General features: G+C 72.9%; 13 protein-coding genes. 2 read left to right on the top strand and 11 right to left on the bottom strand.

What is annotated here, in order from left to right:
* Positions 1-95: 95 nt before the first annotated feature.
* The 8 genes from FHS38_RS11390 to FHS38_RS11425 form a co-directional block, all read right to left on the bottom strand.
* Positions 96-1013, bottom strand: a complete 918-nt coding sequence (locus FHS38_RS11390) for a serine/threonine kinase C-terminal domain-containing protein (RefSeq protein ID WP_184733342.1) — start codon at positions 1011-1013, stop codon at positions 96-98.
* A gap of 13 nt (positions 1014-1026) precedes the next feature.
* Entirely contained in the window at positions 1027-1566 is a 540-nt protein-coding gene (locus FHS38_RS11395; protein WP_184733343.1) for a hypothetical protein, read from the bottom strand.
* Positions 1563-3164, bottom strand: coding sequence for an AbeC-like domain-containing protein (locus FHS38_RS11400; protein ID WP_184733344.1), 1602 nt, complete (start codon positions 3162-3164; stop codon positions 1563-1565). The genes FHS38_RS11395 and FHS38_RS11400 overlap by 4 nt, the downstream gene beginning before the upstream one ends.
* Positions 3165-3379: 215 nt before the next feature.
* Positions 3380-4369 (bottom strand): malate dehydrogenase, encoded by a 990-nt coding sequence (locus FHS38_RS11405; protein ID WP_184733345.1) that lies wholly within the window; start codon positions 4367-4369, stop codon positions 3380-3382.
* Positions 4370-4724: 355 nt separating this feature from the next.
* A complete protein-coding gene (locus tag FHS38_RS11410; RefSeq protein WP_184733346.1) occupies positions 4725-5792 on the bottom strand; it encodes a helix-turn-helix domain-containing protein in 1068 nt (355 codons plus the stop codon).
* 482 nt (positions 5793-6274) lie between these two features.
* Positions 6275-7492 carry an NADP-dependent isocitrate dehydrogenase gene (locus FHS38_RS11415; protein ID WP_184733347.1) on the bottom strand — a complete coding sequence of 406 codons (1218 nt, stop codon included), beginning with the start codon at positions 7490-7492 and terminating at the stop codon, positions 6275-6277.
* Between the two features lie 135 nt (positions 7493-7627).
* Positions 7628-8329: a DUF3017 domain-containing protein gene (locus FHS38_RS11420; protein WP_184733348.1), complete on the bottom strand. Its 702-nt coding sequence runs from the start codon at positions 8327-8329 to the stop codon at positions 7628-7630.
* A gap of 211 nt (positions 8330-8540) precedes the next feature.
* Positions 8541-9425 (bottom strand): bifunctional methylenetetrahydrofolate dehydrogenase/methenyltetrahydrofolate cyclohydrolase, encoded by an 885-nt coding sequence (locus FHS38_RS11425; RefSeq protein ID WP_184733349.1) that lies wholly within the window; start codon positions 9423-9425, stop codon positions 8541-8543.
* Between the two features lie 249 nt (positions 9426-9674).
* Between FHS38_RS11425 and FHS38_RS11430 the strand changes: the two genes are divergently transcribed.
* Positions 9675-10298 (top strand): hypothetical protein, encoded by a 624-nt coding sequence (locus tag FHS38_RS11430; RefSeq protein ID WP_184733350.1) that lies wholly within the window; start codon positions 9675-9677, stop codon positions 10296-10298.
* Positions 10299-10392: 94 nt separating this feature from the next.
* On the opposite strand, the gene purH is transcribed toward FHS38_RS11430, so the two are convergent.
* Together purH and purN are read right to left on the bottom strand one after the other, a co-directional pair.
* Positions 10393-11970: a bifunctional phosphoribosylaminoimidazolecarboxamide formyltransferase/IMP cyclohydrolase gene (gene purH / locus FHS38_RS11435; protein ID WP_184733351.1), complete on the bottom strand. Its 1578-nt coding sequence runs from the start codon at positions 11968-11970 to the stop codon at positions 10393-10395.
* The gene (gene purN, locus FHS38_RS11440) at positions 11967-12623 is read right to left on the bottom strand and encodes a phosphoribosylglycinamide formyltransferase (protein ID WP_184733352.1); all 657 of its coding nucleotides are present in this window, start codon (positions 12621-12623) and stop codon (positions 11967-11969) included. Before purN ends, purH begins: the two co-directional genes overlap by 4 nt.
* A 547-nt stretch (positions 12624-13170) precedes the next feature.
* On the opposite strand from purN, the gene FHS38_RS11445 reads away from it, so the two are divergent.
* Positions 13171-13893, top strand: a complete 723-nt coding sequence (locus FHS38_RS11445) for a hypothetical protein (RefSeq protein ID WP_229822191.1) — start codon at positions 13171-13173, stop codon at positions 13891-13893.
* A gap of 427 nt (positions 13894-14320) precedes the next feature.
* Here the strand turns inward: FHS38_RS11445 and FHS38_RS35245 are convergent, their stop codons facing one another.
* Positions 14321-16939: a cell division protein PerM gene (locus tag FHS38_RS35245; RefSeq protein WP_260420704.1), complete on the bottom strand. Its 2619-nt coding sequence runs from the start codon at positions 16937-16939 to the stop codon at positions 14321-14323.
* Positions 16940-17237: the final 298 nt, after the last annotated feature.

Consider the following 17237-nt stretch of genomic DNA (forward strand, 5'->3'; position numbering starts at 1 on the left):
CCGGAAGGGCAAAACCTATGCCACTTCTTTCACAAAGAGTGACCCGAGTCACGTGAGCAGGGACGCTGCGTCACCGCCCCGGGTCACTCCGTGAGCTACGCCGGGCAGTACCCGGCCGGACAGAACGACCCCAGGAGCACCTTGAAGATCTCCAGGTGCGCGTCCCAGGCGTACACGGGCCCGGCGACCAGCAGCGCGTACTGCCGCCGGTCGGGCCCGGTGAAGGCGTGGATGATGATGTGCCGCACGGTGCCGTCGTCCCGCTCGTAGGAGTACTCCAGCTCCGCCGTGTCACCCACCCTCCCGCTGACCCTTGCCAGGCTCAGCCGTCGGTAGTCCTTGTTCTTGGAGACCGTCTTCTCGGTCGCCACCAGCGATTCGTACGGGGTGCCCTCCGGGCCGTTCAGCGTGAAGACCTGGATCAGGCTCTTGTTGTCCGGGGTCTTGTAGAAGACGCTGGCGCCCTCCGTGCTGCGCCGCCAGTCCCGGGGCACGTCGAGGCGGAACCCGGCCGGGTCGTCGGTGCGCAGATACCCGGGCGGTGCTCCGCTGCCCGACAGGGTGCCGGGCGTCGTCGGCGACGGGGTGTACGGATAGCCACCGGTGCCGCCCGTCGTGGTGCCCCCCGTAGTGGTGCCCCCGGTCACGCTCGAACCGTAGGGCGTCGGGCCCGGCGTCTCCGGGGCGCTCAGGCTGGGCACGGGATCACCGGACGGGGAATCGTCGCCGTCGTCGTCCCGCAGCAGCGCCCAGGCCCCGATGCCGATCCCGCCCGCCAGCAGCACCCCGGCCATCACCCCGGCCAGGATCGACGCGTGCGAGGGGCCTCTGGGCAGGTCGTCCGGCTCGTCCGGGTAGTACGGCTCCTCCGGGGGCAGCCCGTCCGGGGGGACCGGCCCCATCCCGGTCTCGGTCTCCGCCTCCGGCGAAGGCCGGCGCGCAGGGCGGGCCGGCAGCGGCGTGGGCGGTAAGCCCTCGACCCATTGCTGCCGGTCCGCGTCCCAATAACTCATGTTCCCCGCCCCCTCACCCGAGCAGCCCGCTGATCGCCTGGACGACGGCTATGGCCGACGCCAGTCCCCCGGCGGTCGTGGCTCCGCCGGTCAGCAGCGCTCGCAGCCGGACCAGCCGCCCGCGCTCGGCCCGGCCGGTCCGCACCACCTCCTCCTCCAACTCCGCCAACTGCCCGTCGCAGCCGTCGAGCCCGTCGCCCTCCGCCCGTGCGAGCAGCGGCAACTGCTGCCGCAGCAGCCGGACGGCCGCCAGCAGTTCCGGTGACGCGGACAGCAACTGCCGGGAGGAGTCCACCGCTTCGGCGTCGGGTCCCGTGGCGACCGCGCCGCCCGTCATCTCCCCGACGGCCACCCCGCCGTCCTCCGGCACCGACAGCGGTACGGCCACAGGGCCCGTCCCGCGCTCGGCGCCCTGCCCGACACGCTCCGACCGGTCCTCGGCACGGGAGCCGTCACCGGTGGCGATGGCGCCACCGGAGAACCGCCCCACAGCCACCCCGCCGGCCTTCCCGCGTCCCTCGCGCGCACGCTGCTCGCGCTGTTCGTCCGTCATCCCCCGACGCCTCCCGTCGCGTGCTTGGCCTGCGCGCCACTGCCCGTGGCCACCGCACCGCCGCTCATCGAGCCGATGAAGACACCGCCCTCGCTGACCTGCACGATCTGCTGCTCGAACTGATCGGTCTCATACCCCTTGGAACGCAGCGCGTCCCGCACACCGCTCGCGATCCGGTCCTGGACCGTCTTCACGTAGCGGCTGATGTCCATCTCCTGGAACAGCGAGACGCTGCGCACCCCGGCCAGCTCCCGCACCGACCCCGCCGGGCCGTCCGGCACCGCGCGCCGCGGGTCGGCCAGCCACGTCCGGAAGAGCGTGATGCCCGTGCGGACCGCCGAGACGGCCGCGGCGAAGCCGGCGGCGGGCCCGGTCAGCAGCGCCCGCGCGCCGTCGCGCAGGATGTCCTCCTCGCCGCGCGCCGCGATCACATCGACCGCGCGGAACTCCGGACTGATCGGCGTCAGGACGTGCGGCACCACTTCCAGCACCAGCATCCCGCCCTGGGTGTGCACCCTGACCAGCACGGACACCACGATCTGCTCGTCCCACGCACCGACCCGCACCCGCAGGAAGTGCCGCCGCGCCTCGCCGCCCTCGTCGACGGATTCCCGCAAGTGCGCCTGGACGGTCGGCTCGTCGTACCGCACGGCGGGCCGCTGCGGGCCGACGGGCAGATAGACGAACTCCTCGACCTCCAGGTCCTTGAGCCGGTCGCGGCTGGTCTCGGCGGCCGAGTCGCGCAGCGCCTCCAGCCGGGGCCGGATCAGCTCCACGACCGTGCGGCCCGTGAACGGTTCGTCGTCGTCGGTCTTGGCGAGCCCCTTGCGCTTGAGCTCCAGGGCGAACGACCACGGCTCGTACGGCCTGCCCATGCCGATGAAGGGCCGGAAGGGGTCGTAGATCGTCAGCCCCGCGTACTGCTCGCGGTCGATGGAGGCCCCGATGCGCCGGTAGCGTCCGGCCGGCACGGCCCGGGGCCGGTGCAGGAAGGCCTCACGGCCCAGCTCCATCCGCATGACGGCCGCGACCCGCGAGCGGTGCAGCCACACCGGAAGGACCAGCAGCAGCGGGAAGAGCACGGCCGTCCAGTCGTCGCCGCCCTGGAACAGCACGACGACGGCGAGCAGCCAATAGCCGATCATGAGCACGGGCGGGGCGACCGGCAGCAGCCTCTTGAGGCCGCCGCTGCCCTTGAGGGCCTGGCGGAGGGTCGACTTGTCGACGACGTACACCGCCGTCCCGCGCCCGGCGGCGGCCCGCGCGCCCCAGGCGCCCAGGCAGACCACGGCGTACATGGCCGCCCACATCCCCGGCACCCCCAGCACCCCGCCGGTGCCGGTGGTCAGGTCGACGGCGAAGAAGGCGACCCACAGAGCGAGCAGGAGGAGCGCGGTCAGCACCTCCTGCCCGCGGGCTCTTAAGGCGTGGGCGAGCACCGGCACGACGTCGATGCCGAGCGACGGCGCGATGGGTCTTTCCTCGTGTTCCACCAGCTCTTCGATGACGCGGCGGCGGAAGTCCGCGTCGAGATAGACACCCGCGCACAGCAGCCTCGTGGCCTCCGTGCGGGAGTCATGTGGACCGGACTGGGTCATGCGTCCCCCGATCGTCGAACTCACCTACGAATATGCAGGAGTTGACGGATTTTCGGAGAATCCAGAATAAGCCAGAAGGCCCGCCATCGACCCCCTGCCGGAGGCAAATGACGGGCCGAAAAGCACCCCGTACGGACGTACGTCAGTACGCCCGTACGAAAAGCGGGTTGATCAGATGAGGCTCAGCTCAGAGCAGACCAGGACCGCGGAACGCGTCAGAGCAGGCCGAGACCGCGGACCGCGTCGCGCTCCTCCGAGAGCTCCTGCACCGAGGCGTCGATGCGGGTGCGGGAGAACTCGTTGACGTCCAGGCCCTGGACGATCTCGTACTTGCCGTCCTTGCAGGTGACCGGGAAGGAGGAGATGAGGCCCTCGGGCACGCCGTAGGAACCGTCCGAGGGGATGCCCATGGAGGTCCAGTCACCGGCGGCGGTGCCGTTGACCCAGGTGTGGACGTGGTCGATGGCGGCGTTGGCGGCGGAGGCGGCCGAGGACGCGCCACGGGCCTCGATGATCGCGGCGCCGCGCTTGGCGACGGTCGGGATGAAGGTGTCGGCCAGCCACTTCTCGTCGTTCACGACCTCGGCGGCGTTCTTGCCCGCGACCTCGGCGTGGAAGATGTCCGGGTACTGGGTGGCGGAGTGGTTGCCCCAGATCGTCAGCTTCTTGATCTCGGAGACCGGGACACCGGTCTTCTTCGAGAGCTGCGAGAGCGCGCGGTTGTGGTCCAGGCGGGTCATCGCGGTGAAGCGCTCGGCCGGTACGTCCGGGGCGGCGGCCTGCGCGATGAGCGCGTTGGTGTTGGCCGGGTTGCCGACGACGAGGACCTTGATGTCGTCCGCGGCGTGGTCGTTGATGGCCTTGCCCTGGGGCTTGAAGATGCCGCCGTTGGCCTCGAGCAGGTCGCCGCGCTCCATGCCCTTGGTGCGGGGGCGGGCGCCGACGAGGAGGGCCACGTTCGCACCGTCGAAGCCGACGTTCGGGTCGTCGGTGATCTCGATGCCCTGGAGGAGCGGGAAGGCGCAGTCGTCGAGCTCCATGGCGGTGCCCTCGGCGGCCTTGAGGCCCTGCGGGATCTCCAGCAGCCGCAGCTTGACCGGCACGTCCGCGCCGAGGAGGTGACCGGAGGCGATGCGGAAGAGCAGCGCGTAGCCGATCTGACCGGCCGCGCCGGTAATGGTGACATTGACGGGAGTGCGGGTCATGGCGATCTCCTGCTGCGAACTGGGGTTGGGTGTCCCTGCCCATTTGTGAGGATCTCTCTCGGTGTCAAGAGACCCGGCGTCAGGCTATCCGACCGCGCACCATGCGAACCGCCGACCCTGTGTGGGACGCCTCACGGGTGCCCGTCCGGCGGATCTTTCGGCTACGGGCCGTCCTGCCGACTGCGGGCCGCCTGTGCCGCCTGCGGCGGCAAGCGCCCTGCGGGCACGTCCTCGAACGCCGGACGGGCTTGATCGGGCCGGGCTCAGCCGAAACCAGCCCGTCCGGCGATCGAGGACACCACCACCGCGCAGCGGAGGTCACACCGACACGGCCCGTAGGGGCAAAGCCGGCGTCCTAGCCGGCGGCGGACGCCGCACGCGGCACGGTGCAGCCCTTGCGGCCGGTCGTCAGCGTCGCGCAGGCCGAGGCCCGCTCGGGGCCGGCCACCGCGACCATGCGGGTGTAGCCGTCGGCGTCCCGGTCGACCCGGCCGTCCTCCGTACGGGCCGCCACCCCGCCGCCGGCCGCCGCGCTGACCCGCAGCGTGTCACCGGGGGCGGCCTGGGTGATGCGGGCCCAGGCCGCGCCGCAGACCTTGCTGTAGCGGACCTCGAGATAGGAGGTCCCTATGGTCGCGGAGCCGGCCGTGGTGGCGTGCCGGCCGCCGCAGCCCATGGTCTCCGGGTCCTTGCCCGCGCAGTCGGCGCCCGAGCACTTCACCCCGGCGGGCAGCCCGACGACGCTGCCGCTCGGCGACGTGCCCGGCCCGGCCTGCCCGCCCGTGTCGTCCTCGTCCATGCCGAAGAGCAGCAGCGCGGCGGCGACGACGAGCAGGGCACCGAGGACACCGGTCAGGAACAGGGCGACATGGGCGCGCGGCCGCCGCTCGTCCGGGATGGCGGCCGCCCGCACGTCGGGCGACTGCCCGGCCCCCACCAAGGAGGGCGGCGCGGACGCCCCACCGTCCGGCGGGGCGGATCGTATCTGCTCCGACCGGCCCCGCTGCGGGCCTGTCTGCGGGCCTATCGGATCGGCGTGGTAACCGCCGGGCTCACGGGACGCCGAGCTCACGGCCGGCGGGCCGAACTCGCCCAGCGCGGCGCGGGCCTGGGCGACGCGCACCCCGTCGAGGGTCGCGTCGTGCCGCTGCTCCGAACGGCTCCAGGAACGCTCGGCCAGCTCCCACATCGTGCTCAGGTGCCCGACGTCGGCGCCCGTCGCCTCGGCCAGCGCCTCGGCCGCCGCGCGCGGCGGCAGCAGCCGCCCGTTCAGATAGCGCTCCCACGACGACTTGCTGTATCCGGTGCGGTCCGCGACGGCGGCGACGCTCAGACCGCTGCGTTCGACGAGTCTGCGCAGCTGCTCGGCGAACTCGCGCACGTGCGGGTCGAGTTCCTCCGGTAGCGCCTTCCAGCGAGGCATTGCCCTCCCCTGTCCCCCGATGCCTACGGTGAACCTTGCTCTGCCCTTCCGGTTACTTTTCCGTGCCCTTTCCTACCCCTTGCGCGCCCACTCCACAGCTTCGGCGCCGACTGTCCACAGGGATGCCGCAACTCGGCAGGTCAGTTCCCAACACCAGGGCGCACGGAAGTACTTGTGGTTGATCACATGCGTCACGCGCACGGGCGCACGCCCCCATGACGCCACCGGAACCGCTCCGCCCCGGCGTGCGCCGCGCAGCACTTTCGTCACATTCTGCGGACATCCGATACGCGACGGGGACCTCGTACCGAAACGGTCACCTCCGCGCCACAGAGCACCACCGGACCTTGATCGGGATCGACGCGGTCGTGATCCTCAAGAGGAGGTGACGGCCGGTCCTCCCACGGGGGTGGAGGACCGGCCGTGCCTTGTGTCCGCCTCGTGCCCGCCCTGTTCGTCGCCACCCGGTCGTCGCCCCCCTGTCAGAGGGACATTTCCCTCCTGAGGTTCTCGTCCAGCGCGTCGAGGAACTGCCGAGTGGTCAGCCACGGCGCGTCCTTGGAGATCAGCAGCGCGAGGTCCTTCGTCATCCGGCCGCTCTCGACGGTCTCGACGCAGACCCGCTCCAGGGTCCGGGCGAATCCGGTGACCTCGGGGGTGCCGTCGAGCTTTCCGCGGTGGGCCAGACCGCGGGTCCAGGCGAAGACCGAGGCGATCGGGTTGGTCGAGGTCTCCTTGCCCTGCTGGTGCTGCCGGTAGTGGCGGGTGACCGTGCCGTGCGCGGCCTCGGCCAGGACCGTCCCGCCGTCGGGGGTCATCAGCACGGAGGTCATCAGGCCGAGCGAGCCGAAGCCCTGCGCGACGATGTCGGACTGGACGTCGCCGTCGTAGTTCTTGCACGCCCAGACGTAGCCGCCCTCCCACTTGAGCACCGCGGCGACCATGTCGTCGATCAGCCGGTGCTCGTAGGTCAGACCCTTGGCATCGAAGCCGGCCCTGAACTCCGCGTCGAAGACCTCCTGGAAGATGTCCTTGAACCGGCCGTCGTACTTCTTGAGGATCGTGTTCTTGGTGGACATGTAGACCGGGAAGCCACGGGCCAGGCCGTAACGGAACGAGGCGCGCGCGAAGTCGCGGATCGAGTCGTCGTGGTTGTACATCGCCAGCGCGACACCCGCGCCCGGGAACTCGTGGACCTCGACCTCGACGGGCTCGGAACCGTCCTTCGGCGTGAACGTCATGGTGAGGGTGCCCGGCCCCGGGATCTTCAGGTCGGTCGCGCGGTACTGGTCGCCGAACGCGTGACGGCCGACGACGATCGGCTTGGTCCAGCCCGGCACCAGGCGCGGCACGTTCGCCATGATGATCGGCTCGCGGAAGATCACCCCGCCGAGGATGTTGCGGAGGGTGCCGTTGGGCGAGCGGTACATCGCCTTGAGGTCGAACTCCTCCACCCGCGCCTCGTCCGGCGTGATCGTGGCGCACTTGACGCCGACACCGTGCTCCTTGATCGCGGCGGCGGCGTCGAGGGTCACCTGGTCGCTGGTGGCGTCGCGGTGCTCGATGCCCAGGTCGAAATACTTCAGCTCGACATCGAGGTACGGCAGGATCAGCGTGTCCTTGATGGAGGACCAGATGATGCGGGTCATCTCGTCGCCGTCGAGCTCGACGACGGGCTCGGCTGCCTTGATCTTGGCCATGAGGTGAAGCGTCCCTCTCGCGCGGATGCCATCGCGGCGCCTCTCCCCTCCCCCGGCGGGGCGGGAAGAGGACGGCCCGTCATCGAGACACTTAACCGCCGAGGGGACGAACAGTCACTCAAGGCCCCGTCCGCGTCACCGCACGGTGAAGTGCAGCACGTCGTCCAGGAACGGGATCTTCAGCCACGCCTTCGGCTGCGCCATCAGGGCGAGCAGCACGATGGACACCCCCAGGCCGCCGTACGTGAACATGTCGGTGAACCGCGACCGCACGGCCAGCATGCCCACGGACGGCAGCGCCCAGCGCAGCGCGGCGCCGCCGATCATCGCCAGGCCGATCAGGATCGTGCCGACCCGGAACGCGTCGAAGGCGACGAGCAGCAGCCCCAGCCCCGTCACGCCCAGCACGGCCAGCAGCGGCCACTGCCGTGCCGGCGCGGGCGCGTCCCCGGGCGCGGCCCGGCCGCCGCCCTCGGGGCGCGCGGTGTCCCGCGTGACCGCCTGGAACCGACGCGACTTCCCGGGCCCGGAGTCGTCGCCTCCGCCGGCCTCCGAGAACTTCCCGGACCCGGGCCGCCCACCGGGCCCGTTACGCGGCGGCGCCGTGGCACGGCGCGGCGCCGTGGCACGGCGCGGCGCCGCCCCGGAGGGTCTGCCGGCATCCGAGCGCTTTCCGGCCTGCGCCGACGCCCCGGACTCCGGGCGCTCCGAAGACTCGGAACCGTTCGCGGAATCGGGCCCCTTCGTGGACGCGGAACCGTTCAGTGACTCGGAGGCCTTCCCCGCCTTCGCCCGCGCGCCGGGCGCCGGGCGCTTCGAGGACCCGGAACCGTTCACGGACCCGGAACCCTTTCCGGCCTCGGACCGCTTCCCGGAAGCCGAAGGCTCCGAACGCTGCGTGGCCCCGGGGGCCGAAGGCTGCCCGGGAGAGCCGTTCCCGGACTCAGGACCGGGACCTGGCCCGCCCGCAGGGCCCGGCCGCTTCCCGGAAGCCGAGGTCTCAGGGCGGCCGCCCTCAGAACCACGTGCCGGCCCGGAGGGCCCCGGCTCAGGACTCATGGGCACTTCCTGCCGCGCGCCCCGCGGCCTCGGCCTCCGCGGCCTCCACCACGTTCACCAGCAGCTGCGCCCGCGTCATCGGGCCCACGCCGCCCGGGTTCGGGGAGATCCAGGCGGCGACCTCGGCCACGCCCGGGTGGACGTCACCGACGATCTTCCCGTGCTCGTCCCGGCTGACGCCGACGTCCAGGACGGCCGCGCCCGGCTTCACGTCCTCCGGCTTGACCAGGTGCGGCACGCCCGCCGCGGCGACGATGATGTCGGCCTGGCGCAGCTGCGCGGACAGGTCACGGGTGCCGGTGTGGCAGAGGGTGACCGTGGCGTTCTCGGACTTGCGGGTCAGCAGCAGGCCGATCGAGCGGCCGACGGTGACACCGCGGCCGACGACCACGACGTGCGCGCCGTTGATCTCGACGCCGTGGTGGCGCAGCAGCTGGATGATGCCGTACGGGGTGCAGGGCAGCGGACCCGTCTCGTTGAGCACGAGCCGGCCCAGGCTCATCGGGTGCAGCCCGTCCGCGTCCTTGGCCGGGTCCATGAGCTCCAGCACCCGGTTGGTGTCGATGCCCTTGGGGAGGGGGAGCTGAACGATGTAGCCCGTGCACTCGGGGTTGTCGTTCAGCTCGCGGACGACCGCCTCGATCTCTTCCTGCGTGGCGGTGTCGGGCAGCTCGCGCTGGATCGAACCGATGCCGACCTGCGCGCAGTCGCGGTGCTTGCCGGCCACGTACCACTTGCTGCCGGGGTCGTCGCCGACGAGGAGGGTGCCCAGGCCGGGCGTGACGCCCCTGGCCTTCAGCGCCTCCACGCGGGTGGTGAGTTCGGACTTGATCGCGGCGGCGGTGGCCTTGCCATCGAGAATCTGGGCGGTCATGGGTTCATCCTCCAGGATGGGGCGGCCCTCGTTCCAATCCGGGCGGGGCCGGCCCCGGTGATATTCACGGTGGTTTTCACGGACCGTGGTCCATGTACAACGCATACGGGTATCGGCTGGACAAATGTCAAGAGCCCAACAACGATGATCTGGCAGTGCCGCGGGCTGTGACGGGGGGCGGACCGCTCTGCAATCTCTCCTCCTGATGTCCGCGCCGTCCCCGCACGACTACGGAGGAACACCCTCACCATGAGCTTCGGCGACCAGAACAACCCGTACGGGCAGCAGCCCCCGCAGGGTCAGCCCGGCTACGGCTACCCGCAGCAGGCACCCCAGGGCATCCCGGCCCAGCCCGGCCAGCCGTACGCCCCCTTCCCCCAGGCTCAGGGCGGGTACAACGGCGCGCCCTACGGCCAGCCCTTCGTGATGCCCGGCCTCACCAAGGCCGCCCGCATCCTGATGTACGTCATCGCCGGCGTTCACGTGGTGCTCGCGGGCCTCTTCGCCGCCGCGATCGCCGCGATCGACGACGCGGTCGAGAAGGAAGGCTCGAACGGCACCGTCCGCACCGCGAACGGTGAGGAGGTGGACGTGGACACGGTCATCGACGCCGGCAAGGGCGTCATCGTCTTCTTCGTCCTGCTGGCCGCCGTCTTCGCGATCATCGGCATCATCCTCGCCGTCCGCTACGCCAAGGGCCGCAACGGCGTCCGCGTCGGCTCGATCGTCTACTCCTCGTTCGGCATCATCAGCGGTCTGATCACCTCGGTGGTGTACGGGCTCGGCCTGGTGACCCTGGTCGCGTCGATCCTGGTGATCGTCTTCGCGGCCAAGCGCGCGTCGTCCGAATGGTTCCAGCGCCCCCGCTACTGAGCGCCGCAGCCGTCCGGAGCCGGAGGCCGCACCCCGCACGGGGGTGCGGCCTCCGGTCGTACCGGCCGGCGGCCGCCCGACCGGTGGCAGCCGACTAGTGGAAGAAGTGGCGCGTACCGGTGAGGTACATCGTCACGCCCGCCGCCTTCGCGGCCTCCACGACCTGCTCGTCACGGACCGAACCGCCCGGCTGGACCACGGCCTTGATACCGGCGGCGGTCAGCACCTCCAGCCCGTCGGGGAAGGGGAAGAAGGCGTCCGAGGCCGCGTACGAGCCCTGCGTGCGCTCCTCGCCCGCCCGCTGGACGGCCAGCTTCGCGGAGTCGACGCGGTTGACCTGGCCCATGCCGACGCCGACGGTCGCGCCGCCCTTGGCCAGCAGGATCGCGTTGGACTTCACCGCGCGGCAGGCGCGCCAGGCGAAGGCCAGCTCGGCGAGCTCGTCGGCGGACAGCGCCTCGCCCGTGGCGAGCGTCCAGTTGGCCGGGTCGTCGCCCTCGGCCTGGAGCCGGTCCTTGACCTGGACCAGGACACCGCCCTCGACGGGACGGGTCTCGCCGTGCGCCGCGGGGGCGTCGGCGCAGCGCAGCACGCGGATGTTCTTCTTGCGGGCCAGCACCTCGACCGCGCCGTCCTCGTAGGCCGGGGCCACGATGACCTCGGTGAAGATCTCCGCGACCTGCTCGGCCATGGCGACCGACACGGGGCTGTTGACGGCGATCACACCACCGAACGCGGACAGCGGGTCGCACTCGTGGGCCTTGCGGTGCGCTTCGGCGACGTCCGAACCGATGGCGATGCCGCACGGGTTGGCGTGCTTGATGATCGCGACGCAGGGGTCGGTGTGGTCGTACGCCGCCCGGCGCGCGGCCTCGGTGTCGACGTAGTTGTTGTACGACATCTCCTTGCCGTGCAGCTGCTCCGCGTACGCGAGGCCCTTGCCCGTGCCGTCGGTGTAGAGCGCGGCGGGCTGGTGCGGGTTCTCGCCGTAGCGCAGGACCTGCTTGCGGGCGTAGGTGACGGCGGTGAAGTCCGGCCAGGGGCCCTCGTCGGCCGCGTAGTCGTCGGCGAACCAGTTCGCCACGGCCACGTCGTAGGCGGCCGTGTGCTGGAACGCCTCGGCGGCGAGCCGCTTGCGCTGCGTGAGGTCGAAGCCCCCTTCGGAGGCGGCCTTCAGCACATCGGCGTAGCGGTCGGGGTTGACGACCACGGCGACGGACGGGTGGTTCTTGGCGGCGGCGCGGACCATCGACGGGCCGCCGATGTCGATCTGCTCGACGCACTCGTCGGGGGCGGCGCCCGAGGCGACGGTCTCCCGGAACGGATAGAGGTTGACGATCACCAGCTCGAAGGGCGCGATGTCCAGCTCGGCGAGCTGCTCACGGTGCGATGCGAGCCGCTGGTCGGCGAGGATGCCGGCGTGCACGCGCGGGTGCAGGGTCTTGACCCGCCCGTCCAGGCACTCGGGGAAGCCCGTCAGCTCCTCGACCTTGGTGACCGGGACCCCGGCCGCCGCGATCCGGCCGGCCGTCGAGCCGGTCGAGACGAGCTGGACGCCCGCCGCGTGCAGCCCGCGGGCCAGCTCCTCCAGCCCCGTCTTGTCGTAGACGCTGACCAGCGCGCGCCGGATGGGCCGCTTCGTACCTTCGGCGGTCGTACCTTCGACGGTCACGGGATTCTTACCTTTCGTCCCTCTATGCGGTAGCCGTTACGGGCCAGGCGCCCCACGACATCGACGAGCAGCTCTCGCTCGACTTCCTTGATCCGCTCATGCAGCGCGGATTCGTCGTCCTCGTCCCGGACCTCGACCACGCCCTGGGCGATGATCGGGCCGGTGTCGACGCCGTCGTCGACGAAGTGGACGGTGCAGCCGGTCACCTTCGCGCCGTACGCGAGCGCGTCGCGCACGCCGTGGGCACCGGGGAAACTCGGCAGCAGAGCCGGGTGGGTGTTGACCACGCGGCCCTCGAAGCGGGCGAGGAACTCCTTGCCCACGATCTTCATGAAACCGGCGGAGACGACGAGATCGGGCTCGTACGCCGCCGTCGCCTCGGTCAGCGCGCGGTCCCACGCGTCCCGCGTCGGGTGGTCCTTCACCCGGCAGACGAACGTGGGCAGCCCGGCGCGCCCGGCCCGCTCCAGCCCGGCGATGCCGTCCCGGTCGGCGCCCACGGCCACCACCTCGGCGCCGTAGCCGGCCGGGTCGGCGGCGATCGCGTCGAGCAGGGCCTGCAGATTCGTCCCCGAACCGGAGACGAGCACGACGAGACGGGCGGGGGCCGGGTGGTGCCGGGGGCCGGGATACGCGGGAGGTGGGGAGGCCACAGCGGGGCCCTTTCTCGCGGGTGATGCGGTTTGTATGGTCGTACGAGACGGAGGGGTCCCCGAATACGGGGGACTCTACGAAGCCGCCGACCGCCAGCAACGATACCGGCACTCGGAACGGCCCCCACGGGACGGGGGCGCGCGCGGAAGGTAGCGTCTGGAAGCAGCGCACGAATGTGATGTGCGGAGGCGATGGACTGATTCGGCACCACGCGGTAAAGGCATGCGGCCGCGACGCGCCGGGGCGACGCGCGGAATCCGGGCGCGGAATCCGGGCACGCCGCCGTACGTTCGATGTGCGGGAGTCGCGGGACCTGCGGTGTGCGGGGCTCGCGGAGCCCGCCAGGACGTCGGCGGACGCCGGCACAGCCGACCAGCCGACGCAGAAGCCGACCGACGCCGACCGACGCCGACACCGCCCGACACAAGGGGAAGACACACTCCACATGCCGGACCGACGCCGCCACGCGGCTCACCGCCTCTCGCTGCCCACCGCGTCCACCGCCTCCGCCGCGTCCTCCGGAGGGCAGTGATGAGGAACGCCCGCATGTCGCACGAGAGCGATGCACAGACGCCGTCCTCCCCGTCGCCGTCCGACGAGCAGCGGGACAACCCCTTCGCCGCGCCGCCCGAGGGCCGGCCGGACCGGCCGTGGCAGCCGCGGCGCGGGCCGGAGGACGACTCCTCCGGGGAAGGGCCCGAGGACGGCCGCGAGGGCCAGGACCCGCCCCAGGCGTGGGGCAGCGAGTGGAGCAGCCGCCAGCCGGGCCGCCAGGGCGGCGGCTTCGGCGGCGGCAAGGGACCGGGCGGCCCGAACCCCTCCGGCGGCGGCCCGGGCGGCCTCCGCTGGGACCCCACGGACCCGGCCCAGCGGCGTGCCCGCTACGCCCTGCTCGCCGGCATGTGGGGCTTCTTCTTCGCCCTGTTCAGCATCCCCCAGGTGGCCCTCCTCCTCGGCGCCCTCTCCGTCTACTGGGGCGTCAGCGCCCTGCGCGCCAAGCCCAAGCTCCAGCGCACGGACCCGGACATCCCACCGCCCCCGAACGGCACCCCCAACCCGACCGCCTCCCGCCCGCAGACGACGGCGGCCGTGAGCGGCCTGGTCACGGGCGGCCTCGCCCTGGCCATCGTGGCGGCGACGTTCACCTTCCAGTTCGTCTACAGCGACTACTACACCTGCGTCGACGACGCCCTCACCCAGACCTCCCGCCAGGCCTGCGAGAACCACCTCCCGAAGCAACTGCGCCCGCTCTTGGGCGAACGGGACTGAACGAGCGGCTACGCACCGGGCGAACGGGGCGGAGGGCCGGCGCGCCGCGGAGGAGCCGTGGCGCGGGCCGCGCGGGGAGTTCACCCGACTGGGCGGGCCCCCGCGCGCCGACGCGTCGGCCGCCCGCGCGGGGGCGGCTGCGCCACCGGTACCGGGCGCGGAGCCCGACCGGCTGAGGCACCCTCACACCGCCGCCCCGGCTCGCGAGCAACAGGCCGCCCCTGGTCGGACAAGCGGCCAAGGCAGAGGCAGGTCGTGGCTCGCTGGCCGCGCAGGAAGAGCAACGCCAGCCCGGTCGCGGCCCCACGCGCCACCGCGTCGGCCGCCCGAGCACGGCGGCGGCTGCGCCACCGGTACCGGGCGCGGAGCGCCACCGGCTGGGCGGGGCCCCGCGCGTCGGTGCTCGCTCGCCGCAGGCGAACCCGCGTTACGGGCCGTCGGTCGGCTTCGTCAGGTCTCGGGGTTCGAAGTCGGGCATGAGACCGCCGCCGGAGTCCTTGAGGGCGGCCCAGCGGACCTGTCGGGCTCGGGTGTCGTGCCAGTTCGGCGCGCCCCGGAGGGTGGCGGAGAACGTCGGGGTGGGCGGCGCCGCGTGGCGGGGCCTGCGTCTTTTCCCGTCCCCGTGCCCTTTGCCGCCCTCCTCCTTGGCCTCGCGGTTTCCCCGGCTCCTGCGGTCCCCCCGGCTCCTGCGCCCGGCCCGGATCTCACGGCTCACGCGTTCGGCCAGACTCACCCGGTCTGCCCGGACCTTGGTGTCCCCTGCGTTCTTGCCACCCTCCCGCGTCTCGGGGCCCTTACCGCTCCGGTCGGCGCGGGCCTCGCGGCGGAAGCGCCCGGCCAGGCCGCCCCAAGGCGCCCGCGCCTTGCCGCCGTCCTTGCTGGCCTCCTGGTCGGCCCCGTCCTTGCTCTTCGTTCCGCCATCGCCGGTCTCCGGAGCCCCGCGGACTTTGCGACCCGCCCGGTCCGCCCAGCCGCCCGTACGGCCCACGCGCTCGACCAAGACTCCGCGTTCGGGCCGGGCCTCTGCGGCCTCGCCGCCCTGGGCACCCGTCGAGGCCTCCCCGTCGGTCTTGCCGACCCGCCGTGTCCAGCGGCTCTTGCGGTCTTCCCGGTCACGGTCGCGGTCGCGGTCGCGGTCCGCGGCCTCACCGCGGTTGCGCTCCTTGCTGCTCGGCCCGCCCGTCCCCGGCAGCATGCCGGGCCACCACGACCGTTCGGTCGCGGCCTTCGCCCCCGCCCCCGCCCCCGACTGCGACTCCGGCTCCGGTCCGGGCCCGGTGGCGCGGGCCGGGAGTACGGGCAGGCCGGGCGGCCGGTATACGGCCACCACGGCCTTCGGCGCCGCCGGCTTCGCCGGCTTCGGTGGCGCACCGGCAGCGGGGAGTGCGGGCGTCTCGGCCACCCGGGGCGCCGACCTCACGCCCGGCAGGGCCAGCGCGGGCAACCCGGGACCGACCACAGGGGTGACGACGGGAGCGGCCGCCGTCCCGTCGCCGCCCGCCGGCCGCGCACCGAAGCCCAGCCAGCCCGCGGCACTCCGGACGAGCGCCCCTCCCGTCCACCACCGGGGTGCCTTCGCCTCGACCGGCGTCGGTGGCGCGGGCCGGGCGGCCGGGGGGCGCTTCGGGCGCCGCCGCTCCACCGCCGCACCCCGCCGGAACCAGCGCAGCACCAACGCCCCCGGGACACCGATCGAGAAGGTCCACGCCAGTGCCATCCCGCCGGTGAGCCACCACGGCGGGCCGAAGGTCGCGAGGGTGGCCGAGCCGAGGGCGCCCGAGGCGGCGAACGCCAGGACGGTGGTCACCGCCGCGCAGACGACGGCGGCGAGGGCGGCGATCCCGGCGGCCTCCCGCACGCCCACCACGGCAGGGGGCCGCGGGACGGTGAAGCGGGCGACCGCCGCCCCCGTCGCGACCGACAGCAACGCCGCCACCACCAGCATCAGCGGCCCCGCGTCGCCCGGCGACGGAATCGCCGCGAGCAGCGGGAAGCTCGGCAGCGCGGGGTACGCGACCGCGCCCAGCGGAGCGACCACGCTGCCCGCGCCGACCGTGAACCCGGGCCCCAGCCCGTACGCCGCCGCCCAGACGACCGCGTTGGGCAGCAGCACCGCGCACAGCAGCAACACCGCCGCCCGCCCCGACCAGTCCTCCGTCAGTTGGAACAGCGAGTCCTGGGCCTCCGCCGCGTGCCACGCGAGCGAACCCGCCAGCAGCAGCCCGGCACCGCCGAACAGCACGGCCGTAGCGGCCGTTCCGGCCCGTACCGCCGCGACCGTCCGGCGGCGGGTGAACCAACCGCGCAGCCACGCGGGCAGCACGTTCACCACGCGGCGCACACGCCCCGACCGCGGCCAGCCAGGGCAGCCCGCAGCCGTCCACACCCCGGCCGCGACGGTCACTGCCGCGAACACCGGCAGGTGCAGCAGCGCGCTCCAGGGCGAGACCCGCACGGTCCCCGAGGAGGCGAAGAGCACGGCGCACACGCCCACCAGCAGATAGCCGCCGGCCATGGCCAGGATCGCCGTGCGCGGCGTGAGCCCGGCGGACGGATCCGGGCCGACGGACGGGTCCGGCCCGGCCGCATGATCCGGCGCGTCCGGCGTGTCCGGCGTGTCCGAGGAGTCCGGCGCCTCCGAAGCATCGGGGTGGTCCGCGACATCCGGCACATGCGGCACATGCGGCACATCCACCGCATGCGGTTCGTCGTCCGCGCACGCGCCGTCCAGCGCGTGCCGCGCCGTTCGGTAGAGCAGCCAGCACGGCAGTGCCGTGAGCAGTAGGGGCGTCAGGCCGACCGGTGCGGGCACCCCGGAGAGCGTCTCGGTCCGTACGAGATCGGCGCCGTGCGCCAGCAGCCACAGGTCGGCGGCGAAGCGCAGCGCCGCCGCGGGTCCGCCGTCGGGGTACGGCGACGAGATCCACAGCACCAGGACGCCCACGGCGAACGCTCCGAGGCCCAGGCCCGCGGCGATCATCCCGTCGAAGAAGGCGGTGCCCACGACGGGCGGAACGCTTGCCGCGGACCGGCCGCGCGTCGGCAACGACGTGCTGCGATCGGCATATTGGGTCACGGTGCCATGCTGCCAACAACAGGGCTTTCGTCCCGGTAGCGGGCAAATAGCCGTCGTGTCGCCCAAGATACGCTTATGAACCTTTTCGAGCCGAAGGGCCGAAAGGTCGGTGTCCCCGCACCGTCAGCGGGCGGGAAACAGGCGTGGGGCCCCCCCCCCCCCAGGGGGGGGGGGCCCCCCGCCCGGCGCGCGAGCGTACAGGGGCGGTGGGCCGGGCCCGCGCGGGGGGCCGGCGCGGGCAGGGGGGTGCCGACCCAAAACCCCCCCG

Origin of the sequence: Streptomyces netropsis (assembly GCF_014203545.1) — a bacterium.
Lineage (GTDB): Bacteria > Actinomycetota > Actinomycetes > Streptomycetales > Streptomycetaceae > Streptomyces > Streptomyces netropsis.